At 60.5% G+C, this 14217-nt stretch carries 11 protein-coding genes; 1 reads left to right on the top strand and 10 read right to left on the bottom strand.

Going from position 1 to position 14217, the window contains the following annotated elements; translation table 11 throughout:
- Positions 1-71 precede the first annotated feature (71 nt).
- The 6 genes from NUW12_12610 to NUW12_12635 all read right to left on the bottom strand — a co-directional run bounded on the left by NUW12_12610 (position 72) and on the right by NUW12_12635 (position 6542).
- Positions 72-1064 carry an ABC transporter ATP-binding protein gene (locus tag NUW12_12610; protein ID MCR4403583.1) on the bottom strand — a complete coding sequence of 331 codons (993 nt, stop codon included), beginning with the start codon at positions 1062-1064 and terminating at the stop codon, positions 72-74.
- The gene (locus NUW12_12615) at positions 1061-2056 is read right to left on the bottom strand and encodes an ABC transporter ATP-binding protein (GenBank protein ID MCR4403584.1); all 996 of its coding nucleotides are present in this window, start codon (positions 2054-2056) and stop codon (positions 1061-1063) included. The genes NUW12_12610 and NUW12_12615 overlap by 4 nt, the downstream gene beginning before the upstream one ends.
- Positions 2053-3150, bottom strand: coding sequence for an ABC transporter permease (locus NUW12_12620; protein ID MCR4403585.1), 1098 nt, complete (start codon positions 3148-3150; stop codon positions 2053-2055). The genes NUW12_12615 and NUW12_12620 overlap by 4 nt, the downstream gene beginning before the upstream one ends.
- A gap of 11 nt (positions 3151-3161) precedes the next feature.
- Positions 3162-4130 carry an ABC transporter permease gene (locus NUW12_12625; protein ID MCR4403586.1) on the bottom strand — a complete coding sequence of 323 codons (969 nt, stop codon included), beginning with the start codon at positions 4128-4130 and terminating at the stop codon, positions 3162-3164.
- Between the two features lie 79 nt (positions 4131-4209).
- Positions 4210-5979: an ABC transporter substrate-binding protein gene (locus tag NUW12_12630; protein ID MCR4403587.1), complete on the bottom strand. Its 1770-nt coding sequence runs from the start codon at positions 5977-5979 to the stop codon at positions 4210-4212.
- Between the two features lie 392 nt (positions 5980-6371).
- Complete coding sequence (locus tag NUW12_12635; protein MCR4403588.1) at positions 6372-6542, bottom strand: hypothetical protein; 171 nt, start codon at positions 6540-6542, stop codon at positions 6372-6374.
- Positions 6543-6968: 426 nt separating this feature from the next.
- Here NUW12_12635 and NUW12_12640 point away from each other — a divergent pair, with 426 nt between their 5' ends.
- A complete protein-coding gene (locus NUW12_12640; GenBank protein ID MCR4403589.1) occupies positions 6969-8192 on the top strand; it encodes an aldo/keto reductase in 1224 nt (407 codons plus the stop codon).
- Between the two features lie 216 nt (positions 8193-8408).
- On the opposite strand, the gene NUW12_12645 is transcribed toward NUW12_12640, so the two are convergent.
- From NUW12_12645 to NUW12_12660, 4 genes are all read right to left on the bottom strand, one after another.
- Positions 8409-9770: a M14 family zinc carboxypeptidase gene (locus tag NUW12_12645; GenBank protein ID MCR4403590.1), complete on the bottom strand. Its 1362-nt coding sequence runs from the start codon at positions 9768-9770 to the stop codon at positions 8409-8411.
- Between the two features lie 61 nt (positions 9771-9831).
- On the bottom strand, positions 9832-10716 hold the full coding sequence (locus NUW12_12650; GenBank protein MCR4403591.1) for an ABC transporter permease: 885 nt from the start codon (positions 10714-10716) through the stop codon (positions 9832-9834).
- Between the two features lie 9 nt (positions 10717-10725).
- Positions 10726-11673 carry an ABC transporter permease gene (locus NUW12_12655; GenBank protein ID MCR4403592.1) on the bottom strand — a complete coding sequence of 316 codons (948 nt, stop codon included), beginning with the start codon at positions 11671-11673 and terminating at the stop codon, positions 10726-10728.
- Positions 11674-12115: 442 nt separating this feature from the next.
- Positions 12116-13699: an ABC transporter substrate-binding protein gene (locus tag NUW12_12660; protein MCR4403593.1), complete on the bottom strand. Its 1584-nt coding sequence runs from the start codon at positions 13697-13699 to the stop codon at positions 12116-12118.
- Between the last annotated feature and the right edge of the window lie 518 nt (positions 13700-14217).

A 14217-nucleotide genomic window follows, 5' to 3' on the forward strand; every position in this document is an offset into this window, starting at 1 on the left:
CGCCTGTTTTCTGCGTCGGTCGCGCCCACCTCGAGGCCTGCGAACGTCCGAGCGCTCTTGGGCTGCCCCGCTCACCGTGTATGGAGATGACACGCGCACACGTGCCCCTCACGCACCTCGCACGCCTCAGGTTTGACCCGTGTGCAGACTTCCATCGCTTGAGGACATCTCGGATGGAACGGGCAGCCCTTCGGAGGGTTGATCGGGCTCGGCGGCTCTCCCTCGAGCTTCACAGCGCCTAGCTTTCGGTCTTTCGGATCCCAGCTCGGGACGGCTGACATGAGGGCGCGCGTGTACGGGTGAGCCGGCGCGTCGAACAACTCCGCAGCGGGCGCCGACTCCACGACGTTTCCCAGGTACATGACCATGATCCTATCGCTCATGTGGTGAACCAAGTCCAGGTTGTGCGAGATGAAGATGAGCGCCATGTTGGTCTCGCTCTGGATCTCCTTGAGCAAGTTGATGATCTGGCTCTGCACCGAGACGTCCAGAGCGGACGTGGGCTCGTCGCATATCAGAAGCCTCGGGTTCACTGCGATGGAGCGCGCGATTGCGATCCTTTGCCTCTGGCCTCCGGAGAACTCGTGAGGGTACCTCCTGGCGTACTCCGGGTACAACCCCACCCTTGACAGGAGCTCGGCAACTCGCTCGTCCATTTCCGTCGCGTCGTCGAAGAGCCTGTGCGTCTCGAGCGGCTCGCGTATCACATCCCTTATGGTCATCCTCGGATCCAGCGAGTCGAAAGGGTTTTGGAATATCATCTGGACGTCCTTCCTGAACGTCTGGCGGACGCCTCTGTGAAGCCCTCTCGAGATGTCGTGGCTCTTTCCGTTGGGGTCATGATACGTGATCGTGCCCGCGGTGGGTTCGTATATCTTTACTACGGTCCGTCCCAAGGTGCTCTTGCCGCACCCTGATTCGCCAACGATGCCCACGGTTTCGCCTTCGCCGATCTCAAAGTCCACCGCTTCGAGCGCCTTCACATATCCCGTGATCTGCAAGAACACGCCCGATCTCATCGGGAAGTATTTCTTGAGGCCGGCCGCAGAAAGGATCTTCTTCATCCGAGGCCACTCCCTTCATACAGCCAGCAGGCAACGGTGTGGCCACTGACCGGCTCGAAGTCTGGCGGCTGCAGTCTCTTGCACTTCGCCATGGCACGGGGACACCTTGGATTGAACCTGCAACCCTCCGGGAACTGGTCGGCCCTGGGCACGTAGCCTTCGATGTAAGGTAGCTGTTTGCCCTTGTGCTCCCGCTTGACGCGGGAGGCAAGCAATCCCGCGGTGTAGGGATGAAGGGGACTGTCAAATAGCTCCACCACGGACGCTTTCTCAACGATCTTGCCCGCGTACATCACGTGCACCCTGTCGGCGATCTCTGCGACCGTGCCCAGGTCGTGGGTTATGAAGATTATGGAGCCTTCGTACTCGTCCTGCAGGCTCTGCATGAGGTTGAGCACTTGCGCCTGGATGGTGACGTCCAGCGCTGTGGTGGGCTCATCGGCTATGATTATCTCGGGGCTGGTTATGAGCGCCATCGCGATCATGATCCTCTGCAACATACCCCCGCTCATCTCGTGAGGGTACTCGTTGTAACGTTTCTCGGGGTCGGGTATGTGGACGAGCTTCAGAGTAGCGATTATCCTCTCTTTGGTTTCCGCGTCGCTCCACGGCATGTGTGCCCGGGCGACCTCCGTCAACTGCTGGCCCACCGTGTAGAGGGGATCGAAAGACGACATGGGCTCCTGAAAGATCATGCTTATCCGCATCCCCCTGATACGGCGGTATTCCGCCTGAGAAAGCCCTACTAGCTCGCGCCCTTCGAAGAGGATGCTCCCTTCGACCTTTGCAGGAGGCGCCTTCACGAGCCCGAGTATGGAATGGGCGGTCACGCTCTTGCCGCAACCCGATTCGCCTACGAGGGCGAGTACCTCCCCTCTATCGAGGTGAAAGCTGATGTCGTCTACCGCGCGCACGATGCCTTCGGGTGTGCGGAAGTGTGTCTTCAGCCCGGATACGGTAAGGATGCGCTCGCTTGCGCGTGGGCTTGTCATACCTTCTCAACCGTCCTATACGGATCTACCGCGTCCCTCAAGGCATCGCCAACGAAGTTGAAGGAGAGCACGGCAATCATTATGAGTATTCCAGGCACCATGAGCCACGGATGGGACTCTAGTTCGCTCAGCGACTGGGCTTGGCTGAGCAGTAGCCCCCAGCTAGTCATGGGTTCCTTGATGCCTAGACCGAGGAAACTGATGGTGCTTTCACCGAGGATCATTCCTGGGATGGATAGCGTCGAAACGACGATGAGGTAGCTCAGGGTATTCGGTATCAAGTGTCTCGCGATTATCTTCCAGTCGGAGACGCCGATCACCCTGGCCGCAAGGACGTACTCCTTCTCCCGCAAGCTGAGCGTCATCCCTCGCATGACCCTCGCCACTCCCATCCACCCTATCAAGGAGAGCACCGTCACGATACCGAAGTACACCCAGGTGCTGGGCCAGCTCGGCGGGATGATCACGGCGAGCGCGAGCCAAAGCGGGATCCTAGGGAATGACCTCAAGAGTTCGGTGAACCTTTGGATCATCACGTCCACCCAGCCACCATAGTACCCGGACAGCGCCCCCACGACTGCGCCGATGAAGACGCTCAAGAACGTGCCGAGCAGGCCGACGGTCATGGATACCCTGCCGCCTATGACGAGGCGCGAAAAGAGATCGCGGCCGAATCTATCGGCGCCAAGGAGAAGCAACATCGCTCTGTCGGGGGACTCCTCAACGCCGAAGAGATGCAGGTTCGTTTTCCACAATCCCAAGAACCTGTATTCTTCCCCCCTGACGAAGAGCCTCACGGGCACCATGGTGCCGGGATCCTCGACGTACTTCAGTTCGAAAGTCACGGGGTCCCTGCTCTTCTTCATCCCGTATATGTGAGGCCCAACCCATCTGCCGCCGGCGTCCACCCACCTGATCTTGGAAGGGGGCGCGTACACGAAGTTCCTGTGGGTTTCCGCAAAGTTGTACGGGGCTATGAAATCGGCGAAGATCACCACTAGGTAGAGTATGGCGAGCACTGCCAGGCCCGCCACGCCCAGTCTGTGCTTGAAGAAGCTAGCTATGACTCGTTTCTTGGTCCCTTCCATAGCCATTGCAAACGCTCCTAGCTCATCCTTATCCTCGGGTCGAGGAATGCGAGCGCAATGTCGGCCAGCAAGTTCCCAACCTGCGTGATGAGGGCGATGAACATCAAGAAAGCCATGACCAAGTACTGATCGTGATTGAGGAGAGCGTTGTAGAAGAACGGCCCCATCGTTGGTAGGTTCAGCACGATGGCGGCGATGATGGTCCCGCTGAATATGTTGGGGAGCTCAGCCCCCGCAATGCTCACCATGGGATTGAGCGCGTTCTTGACGGCGTGCCGCCGGAGGCCCCGTTCGTCGATGCCGTACGCTCTGAGAGCCGTGATGAACGGGGAACCCACCACGTCGAGCATGTTGCCTCTCATCACTCTCATCAGGCCCGCCAAACCGCCCATGCCTACTACCACAACGGGCATCCAAAGGTGCTTGAGGAGGTCCGCGAGTTTCGCAAGGCTCCACGGGGCACCTATGAACTGCACGGAGAATAGCCCACCAACGGAAGTGGAACCGGCCTGGAGCGCCAAGAACATCAGCATCAAAGCGAGGAAGAAGTCGGGTATCGAGATGCCGATGAACCCCACCACCGTCAGCGTATAGTCCAGAGGTGAGTACGGGTGCAAGGCGGAATAGATGCCCATGGGCACGGCCAAGAGCCACTGGAAAGCGACTGTCAGCAATGCCACCCCAACCGTCCAGCCCATCCTCTCCCATATCAGGTCTCCGACGGGCCTCTCGTAGGCGAAGGAATACCCAAAGTCGCCCCTCGTGATCACAGCCTTTGCCCACATGAGATACCTTATGTGAGCGGGCCTGTCGAGGCCGAGCCTCTCCCGCAGGAGCCTGATCTGCTCGGGCGATATCCTTGGATTGTCAAGGTACTGTGTGACGAAATCGCCCGGTTGAAGCTCGGTGATCCAAAAGCAGATCACCGATGCCAGGACCATCATGGGGATCATGATCAAGATCCTTCTCGCTATGAACGCCCGCATTCATGCCCCTCTCCTCTGACGCATCGATGGAGGGGGGAAGGCCGACCCTCCCCCCTCCTCCACTGACCTTGACGTAACGTCACTGCCTGAACGCCGTATACGTGGAGAAGTACACGACACCCTGCTTGTCTTGCCAGACATTGCCCAGCGTCTTGTTGGCGGCGAAGAGGTTCATCTCTTTCGTGACGAAGATGACCGGAACGACATCATGGTAGATCTCCTGGACCTCATCGTAGATGGCCTTCCTCTTCGCGGGATCTGTTGTGACGGAGCCCAAGTCGAACAGGGTGTAGAGCCTCTTCTCCCAGTCAGTCATGTTGCCGGTGATTGCGGCGAGTTTGTCCCTGTCGAGCGTTGAGTAGTGCCAGTAATACAGCTGCGTTCCCGGCTGCCATATGGCCTTCCTGAGTTCGAGGTCGGGCTGGTTCCCGAATGCCCTGATTCCCGCCTCGAAGTTGCCCGCTCCGAACATGTTCCCGACGAGCGTGGCGTCGAGGATCTGCAGGTTCACCTTGATGCCCGCTTTCTCGAGGTCCTCCTTGAAAATGAGGGCTATGTCCTGGTGATCCTTGGGCGAGCTAGCCACGGTGAGCGTGAACTCGACCCTCTTGCCGTTGGGGAACAATCTGAAGCCGTCGCTGCCCTTGTTCTTGAGACCCAGCTTGTCGAGGATCGCGCTCGCCTGCTTGGGATCGTAGGGCCTCATGATCTGCTCGATCTTCGGGTTGTAGAAGGCCTTGTTTGAGGGCAGCACCAGCCCGCCGCCCGGAATCGCCAGTCCGTTGTACACCTCGTCGATTATCCTCTGCCTGTCGAGGAGGAACTCCATGGCTCTGCGGAAGTCGGTGTTCCTGAAGAGCTCCTTCAGGTCTGCGTTGGCGACGTCATAATTGAACGATATGTGGACCGGGCTCGGCGTGGGCTGCGTAGGCTGCGCCATGAAGACTTTGAAGGGCGCCCCAGCCTGTTCCCTCGACTTCAGCACGGGGAAGTCCTTGGCCGCGACCGCCATGTAGTCGATCTCTCCGGACATGAACTTCGCGAGCCTGACCTCTGCGTCCTTGATGATCAGGTACTCTAGCTTATCGAAGTACGGCAGCTGGTTGCCGAACCTGTCCACTCTCCAGTAGTTGGGGTTCCTCTCGAGAACGACCTTCTGGTCCATCACGAACTCGGCGATCCGGTACGGGCCGTTCGCCACTATCTCCTTGGGGCTGACGTTGGTGAGCCAGAGCTCGTTGACTGAGTCGGGCCTATTCTTGTCGATCTTGCTCTCCAGCTTGTGCTTCGGGTAGATGTACGCGTGGGAAAGGTTCATGTAGAATGGGCCGAACGGCGAAGGAAGAACCGCCTTTATCGTCCTGTCGTTGATCTTGACCCACCGGACCGGTTTCTTCTTGCCGTCGCTCGTGTCGACGATGGTGAACCTGTCGACGGAATTCCCTTTCGCCACAGGGTTCATGATGAAGTTCTCAAAGGTGAAGATCACGTCGTCGGCCGTGAAGGGAACCCCGTCGGACCACTTCACGTCTCTGAGATGGAAAGTGACTTCCTTTCCGTCGGACGAGGCCTCCCACGACTCGGCCAGACCCGGCCTGATGGCGTTGGTCACGGGATGCAACTCGACAAGGCCGGTCATGGTCTGACCGATGACCGTGTAGGCATTGTTGTCAAGCGCGCCGTAGAATAGGAAGGATTGCGGCGAAGCCGGGAGCGCAAGACGAAGAGTTCCTCCTCGAACGGGCTTCGTAGAAGGCGTGAGATCCTCCTGCTCAACGTAAGGGGCAGCCATAGCCGAAGCAGTCATCAAGGCGACACAGACGAGGACAGCCAACCACAGACGCCTCATTGAAAGACCCTCCTTGTGTTGTGGTTTCTGCCGGGATCACGGGTAGTCCACGATCGAGCCTCGCACTCAGCACGCTTTCGCGTCCAGCATGGAGCAGAACATCACACTCTTCCCGCTTGCCGTCGCATCAGTCCCTTCTTTGCAAGAGTCACCACTGTCGGTTGCGCACCCTTCATCCGTGAGTGTTCGTCCGGCGACAGATGTGTTCCTCGAGAGGTGATTCGCGCCCAAACCGGGAATCCCTTCCGATTCTGAAAGGGAATTTGCAGGGCTTGTCCAGGGTGGAAGAATATCTTCTCGCGCACTGGTGCTGGCATGGAATTGCTGGCGCACCCGTGCGGTCCGTCACCCCTCCTGGCCCATCGGGCTTGTATCGCCGTTGCCCTTGCGTTTTAATGTACTTGAATGTACTCGTCAATGCGTTTGCGCGTGCTTTCGAACCTCGCGAGGTCGCAGCCAGTCATGCGGCGGCTCTGCTTGACCTCGAGTCCTGGTCCCGGACTTGCCCTGAATCTCGCAGCATACAACTTTCCAAGGCGAGGTATTTCCTCCACTCCCACCACGTTCTTGACGCCTTGTCCTTGCCGCGGCCTCGGCGTCTCTGATTCGGTGGGACGAGGAAATGCCGAGCAAATCGGCGCAAAGGCGACAGGCAGCCCCTCTGCCAGCGGATGGCGGCGAAGGCATCAGGTCACCCCTGGCTAGCAAAGTCGCCGCGCACGGTGAGTCGCGCCGGGACCGGGGGGATGGGGCACCTACTCGCCGGCAGACCGTGGCGCGGGTGGCAGGCCGCCGCTCGGCCGCCACATATTGATGGAAGCGGCGGATCGCCCCCGGGTCAAGAGATCCTCCACGGGTGGCACGGAGTGGCGCGCCGCTAGGCGGCTAGTTGCGCCGCGGGCAGAATGAGCTCCGGGTCACTTTGGGGGACTTGCGCTCCGGCGCGGGGGCTTCGCCCCCCGCAGAACAAGACGAAAGGGCAAAGGACGGTGACGATCTCAATGGAGTATCGCCAGCTTGGAGCCTTGAACGTCTCGGCACTTGGAGTTGGCTGCTACAGCCTTACCGGCGTCTACGGCAGGAAGGACCCAGACGAGTTCGCCCGGATGATCCGGCGTGCCTACGAGCTTGGGGTGACGTTCTTCGACACGGCCGATTCGTACGGCAATGCCGAGTCGATCCTCGGCGAGATCGTACGCGACTTCCGGAGTGACATCCATATCGCGACCAAGGTAGGCGTAGTCTCGGGCGCAAGCATGGACCTGTCCCCCGCGAGGATAAGGCGTGCGTGTGAGGAGAGCCTCGCGCGGCTCGGCACGGACTACATAGACCTCTATCAGGTCCACTTCGACGACCCCAGGACTCCCGTGGAGGACGTAGTGGACGCTCTGGAAAGCCTTGTCGCTTCGGGCAAGATACGCCACTATGGCGTCGGCCATCTGCCTGCCGACAAGATCTCCAAGTACGCGGAGGTCGGGCGCCCCCTCTCGGTGCTCATGGAGCTCTCCGCAGTGGCCAGGGACGCCCGAACGAAGCTCCTCCCTCTTTGCAAGAAACACGGTATGGCCGCGATAGCGTTCAGCACGACCGGCCGCGGCGTCCTGACCGGGACGATCCGCCCGGGCCACGTGTTCCCCGATGGCGACATCCGCCAGTACGACCCGCTCTTTCAGCGAGAGCAGTTCCGATCGGCGCTTAGAGTAGCGGACAGGGTCGCTGAACTTGGACGCCGTTACGGGAAAACGCCAGCACAGGCCGCTCTAGCATGGGTGCTCGCCCAGCCGGGGGTGGCATGCGCGCTCACCGGCCCTTCCAGCGTCCGGCATCTAGAGGAAAACGCGGGTGGCGCGGGATGGCGGATTTCAAACGAGGACCTCGCATCATTGGAAGACTTCCTCGCGGAGGAGGACGCGAGACTGGACCGCGAACGCAGGGATGCGGTCCTCGGCATCCTGAGCTCGTCGCTCCCAGCAGACCCGCAGGCGGCTTTCAGGGACCTGGTCTATGCCGCCGACACCGCGGCCACAGCCGGAATGTGCGCAGAGGCGCAGATCTTGCCCGTGTTCGAGGAGCTGATGGCCCTGAAGAAGGCCACCGCCCGGCAGACACACGACACGCTCTCATCAGGCGGGCTCACGGCGGGCGCGCTCATAGCGGGCAAGCTCGACGATATCCGCCGGCGCTTGGCGGACATGATATCGGGCCGCCCATAGCCCTGCGAGACGGCAGATGGTCCGCGAAGGTCCGCCGGGGCGCCCCGAAGAGTCGCGAAGACCCGCCTCGGCGCCCGCAAAGACTCGCGAAGACCCGCTAGGGCGCCCGAACGCCCACTACGGCACGCAAAGGCGCGGACACGACAAGGCGGGCCGGGTACGACCTGCCCAGGCCCGCTTCGCACCGCAAGAACGGGGCTTACTCCCCGCAGTCTGCTATGCAAGGGCCTCCAACACCGCGAGGAGCGCACCGTACTGAACCTGGACGAGGTCGCGGATGGGTACCACCTCGTACTGCAGGTTCTCCTCTATCTCCGTCGCCCACCTGTCGAGATGAGCCTCGAGTTCCTCATGCGCGCGCTCCACCGCCTCTGTCGGCGCCACTTCGAGCTGCGCCGAAAACGCCCTCTGCAACATAGCGCCGAGTAGCATCCGGTAGAAACTCCCCACGTAAAGAGCGTCGGCCTCTTGCGCCACGGTGGCCGGCCCGTCCATGCCCGGCGCCTGCTGTGCCCACCTCTCCTGGCTCGGGAGGGCCCTCAGACCCGAGTTCACAAAGGCTCTCGCAGCATTCAGAAACGTCGTCCCCGCGCTCATGTCGGCCTTGGTTTGGCCGATCAGACGGTCGAGAGTCTGGAGGATCTCCTTCGCCCGCCTGACTCCCTGAAGGACCACCTGGCGTCGCGTCTCCTCTATCTGCGTCGTGTCCCCGATCTTCGCCGACTTGAAGTATGGGACCTCGGTCACGAGACAGAACGGCGAGCTCACTCGGTCCGCAAACTCGAAGCTCGACGCGCCGCCGCTTATGTATGACGCCGGGTCGCCCTCGGCATACTTCTCGAAGTAGTCGTACGAATCGGTCACCCTCGGCACCTTGAACACCGCGGGATGGAATTCTACAGCCCACGGCATCTCCGGCTCGCCGAGGGACATCGGAAGCCCTCGCTCGGTGGGCACGCGGTGCAAAGTTTGGTACACGGCCTCGAGCTTATCCGAGATGTAGTAGTAGACGCCGCCGAAACCTGCGTTGTGCAAAGAGTACATTACGTCTGGCCTGGCAGTCTCGATGGCGTGCATCAAAGCCCTGGTCTCAGCGGTCGGGTTGTTCCAGACGAATGTCTTGTACTCGATGGGAAACGTCCACTCTACCTGGTCCTCGGACCGTGGCCTGTAGTAGTGCTTCGCGTAGTTCCTGATGTTGAACGGTCCCCGGAACCACCCCTCGTTCAGCCTCGTCCCATCCGGATCCACACATGGCAGGAGATACCACGTGCGGCCTTTCCGAAGAGCACTGTCCGCGACGAGCTCCTCAACCAGGAAATGGACCATCATGGCCCCGACGGGCTCGTTGGGGTGAGGACAGGCGAAGACCATCACGCGCTGTGCGTCGTCGTAGCCGTCACCTATGACGAGCATGGGTATGGCCTCGCCTTTGGTCGAACGGCCAACTACCTCGCACCGAGCGATGTCCGAGTGCGCCCCTGCCGACGCCCTCGCGTGCTCGAAGAGCTCGTCCACTGTGAGAAACCGTTTGTAATCAGGCACTCTGCATAGCAAACGATTGACATCAAGACTCAAGACTATCCCTCCTTGCGCGGCCCCGGCTGCTGATACTTCTGTACTGCCAGCTATAGTACTGCTAGTGAAGCTCCCTGCTCAGGTGCGGATCGAGCGCGTCCCGGAGCGCGTCCCCCACGAAGTTGAAGCTGAGCACGACGAGGAATATGCAGAATCCGGGCCACACGATCAGGTTGGGATTCAGAAGGATGAAGTCCTTTCCCTCACTGACCATCGCCCCCCACTCGGGCGTGGGAGGTTGGACCCCGAACCCCAGGAAGCCCAGGGCTGCCGAGGACAGGATGGCAGAGGGAATCCCCAGTGTAGCCGAGACTATGACAGGCGTGAGGGTGTTCGGGAGGATGTGCCTGAACATTATCCTCATGTCTCCGCAGCCCTCCGCCATGGCGGCCTGCACGAACTCCGTGGTCTTGATGGAGAGCACTTGCGCCCTCACGAGCCTGGCGTACATGGGCCAGCTCACGAAACCCAGCACCCACATGACATTGAAGATGCTGGGACCGAATATGGCCATGACCGCGATGACGAGGATGAGGAAAGGAAACGAGTAGAACACCTCGACCAGACGCATGACCGCCTGGTCGACCCATCCCCCGTAATACCCGGAAAACAGGCCCAGGCACGTGCCAAGCACGCTTGCTATGGAGACCACTACCACTCCAATGAGGAGTGAAATTCGGGATCCATATATGAGCCTGGAGAGGATGTCGCGGCCGAAGTTGTCCGTCCCGAGAAGGTGCCTCGGCGAACCCGGAGGCTGGTTCGTGTTGGCAAGGTCCATCGTATACGGGTCGTGCGGCGCGACCACCGGAGCCAGCACGGCCGCCCCTACGAACAGCGCGACCATCACGCCTCCAAGCACACCCAGCTTGTGCCGGGCGAATACTCTGCCGAAAGGCACCGTTTGTACGCCAATACGTTTCGTTTCTTCGCCAATATCGCTCATATCCGATCCTCACTCATATCTGATCCTCGGGTCGATGAAGATGTACAGCAAGTCTGTCGCCAGAGTCACGAGAATGAAGCTCACGGAGAACACGAGCACGGTGCCTTGGATGAGAGGTATGTCCCGCTGCTTCACAGCGTTCACCGCGAGCATCCCGAGACCTGGCCACGAGAAGATGGTCTCTGTTATGACCGCACCTCCCATTAGCGACCCGAACTGCAGGCCGAACGTTGTCACTACGGGCAGGAGCGCGTTCCTGAGAGCGTGCTTGTAGAGCACGACCCTCTCCTGCACCCCTTTGGCACGGGCGGTCCTGATGAAATCCTGCGACAGCGCCTCCAGCACGCACGAACGCGTCAGCCTGGTCAACATCGCCGCCATGGACGCGCCGAGGGTTATCGATGGCAGCACGATGTGGCGCGCGAACTCCAGGAGCCCAGCGTCCAGGCCCCGCATCCCTCGTATGGGAAACCAACGGAGCTTGAGGCCGAATACGATGATTAACAAGAGGCCGAGGTAGAAGCCTGGCAGAGACACCCCGATCATGGCGAGTGTGGTGGCCCCGTAGTCGATTATGGAGCGCCGTTTCGCCGCGGCCATCACTCCGAGAGGCAGGGCTATGATGAGCGCAAGCAGCGCTGACGACGTCGCCAGGATTATAGTGTTGGGAAGCCGCTCGATGATCTGCGCCGCAACGGGACGCCGGAAGGTGATGGAACGCCCTAGATCGCCCCTGGCGAGCCTACCCATGTAGTACGCGTACTGAACGTACCATGGCTTGTCGAGCCCCAGTTCAACTCTGAGTCTCTCGATATTCTCTGGGTTGGCCGTCTCAGAACCGAGCATGAGGTTTATGGGATCGCCTGGGGCAAGGCTCACCATGGCAAACACTATGAACGTGACACCTATCAGCACAGGGAACGTGATAGCCAGACGACGGACTATATGCTTGAGCACTATGCTACTCCCCTTCAAGGACGCGCCCCGCTCCCTGCTGTCCCCGAACACGAAGCGGGGCCCATTTCCATGTCGGCGGCTCGGCGTTGCAGAGCGCAGAGCGAAGAAGGACGCCTTCCAACCCACGCTAAGACACACCAAGCCACAAGGCAAGCTCAATTAGGCGATTGTCACGCGAGCCGAGATGGAGCCCAGTCGGAGCCTCCGCTCCGGCCTGCCCTCGGTTTCGGTCGCTGCCCGCGCACGGCGCGGCCGCGGGCCGTGGGGCCGTGGCGGAACGCACGCCGGCGCAAGCCGCTCCGGACCTGCGCAAACTGACACCCTCTAGCACGAGGGCCGAGCCTGCCGAAGGGTCCGGAGGGCTTGCTCCAGCCTCAGGAGAGCAATCTGTCAAGATCCACTCGGACAGCTTGCACAGCCACGCCTACCTAGGCAGCCACACCTACTTGGACAGCCACACGTTGTTCTCGGTGGAAACGAGGTGCAAGCCACCCCAGGGCGGGACCCAGTCGTTCACGTTCTTATTGCAGACGGAATAGCCCCACTCAAAGTAAAGCGGAATGGCCGCCCTGTCCTCCATGATCTTCCGCTGGGCCTGCTTCCACAGACTCGCCAGCTTCTTGCCGTCAGTAGTGCCGAGTGCCTGGTCGAGGAGGGAGTCCACGACGGAGTTCGAATAGAAGTGTGTGTTGGACTTCCCTATCATGCTGCTGTGGAAGAGCGAATGCAGGCCCGTCGTGCCGGCGTAGCTGAAGTCGAAGAACACCCCGGTGTTGCCTTGCAGGAGGTCGTCCACCCACACGGCCGTGTCCTGCTGCAGAATGGAAGCGTCGATTCCGAGCTGCTTGAGCTGGGTCGCTAGGATCGTGAGCACTCTTACCTGCGAGCCAGCGATCGTCTTGATTTCCACCTTGAGCGGGCGGCCGCCGCGATCGAGGATCCCGTCGCCGTTCGTGTCCTTGAAGCCCGCCTTGGCGAGCTGCGCGAGACCGGCCTTGGGATCGTAAGGCCAGAGGCTCTTCAGGCTCGGATCGTAACCGAACGTAACCCACGGGGGGCACTGGCCGTACGCGCGCTCTCCGAACTTGCCCACGACCGCCTTGACCGCGCTATCGACGTCCAGCATCTTCGCTATAGCGTCGCGGACCTCCCATTCGTCAAAGGGAGCGGTCTTCACGTTGAACCCGAGGCCGCGGTAGGAGCCCCCGCGGGAGTAAAGCCTCAGATTCGCGTCCTTGGACAGGGTCGTGACGGCGTCCACGTTGAAGAGATAGGGCACGACGTCGACCTCACCCGCGCTCAAGGCCATGGTCTGGACGGTCGGATCGGGAATGACCACGAACTCGACTCTATCGAGATAGACTGGGAGCCAGTAATTGGGGTTCTTCTCGAAAACGAGGCCCTGGTCGGGCGTGAAGCTCCTGAGCTTGAACGGGCCGGTGCCTATGGGCGTCTTGGCCACGCCATCCTCGCCCAGTTTCTCGACTGCCTCGCGAGCCATGACGACCACCCTTGCGAGGCGGTTGGGGTCGTTCACCAGGAACGGCTCCGGACGAGACGTCTTGATCTCGACCGTGTACCTGTCAAGCGCCTTCACGCTGGCGATATCGCCGATGACGAAGGCCGTGCTGACCTTCCGGAAGCGCTCGATGGAGTACACCACGTCTTCCGCCGTCACCTCGCGCTTGGTTCCCTTCGGGAAGACGGCGTTCCCGTCGTGGAAAAGGACGCCTTTCCGAAGGTGGAAGACCCACGTCTTGTCATCGGGATTCTCCCAGCTCTCGGCGAGGTGAGGTATGGGCTTGAAGTCGTCCTTGCTTAGAATGAACAGAGGATCGTAAGCCAGGCTGAAAGCGTTGATCTCATCGTTCGCGGCGGTCTTGTACGGATCTAGTTGCTGAATCGAAGATGCAGCGATGCGTAGCGTGCCTCCGCTCTTGGGCTGCGCGACAACCGCTGGCACACTAAGGACAAGAAGCACTAGGAAGACGGCGACTGAGAGTAGGCTTCCACGTCTCGTCAGCATATGTAGCTCCCCTTTCTGCGCAAAAGCCAAGCTAGTTTTGTCTATTTATACCACCAAACCCTTCGACAGTCAAGGTGCGGGGCGCTCTAGTACCTGTCAAGGGAAAGTAGGTAGAGACCTCACGGAAAAGAGATGTCGACGCTAATGCGTTTGTTCGGAGCGCATCACTTCCAGATCGGCCGTGTTTCTTGGCAGCACAGAGTCTGCAGTAGTCCCTTTTGCCCTGCACCCTGCATGGACGGTCCGGATGAGGACCTTCCGCCTCTCTCGCACGGCGCCTCGACCGGGCGGGCCCTGCAGGTGGCCCGCTTTCCGGTCTCGGCGCTGTGTCATGAGAAAGCCCACCGAGGCCTGCGGTGGTAGCCACGGTAGGCTCACCGCTTCCAAAGCAATCCCGGTCCTATCTCGATGATCAAACCACAGACCACTGTGGTGATACCAGGTCATGCAGCACACGCATCCACAAGCCCTCAACCGGACTTGCAAGGGCTCTTACACGCCCCTTCAGCCAGTCCGCA

It is taken from the genome of Bacillota bacterium (assembly GCA_024653485.1).
Lineage (GTDB): Bacteria > Bacillota > SHA-98 > UBA4971 > UBA4971 > UBA6256.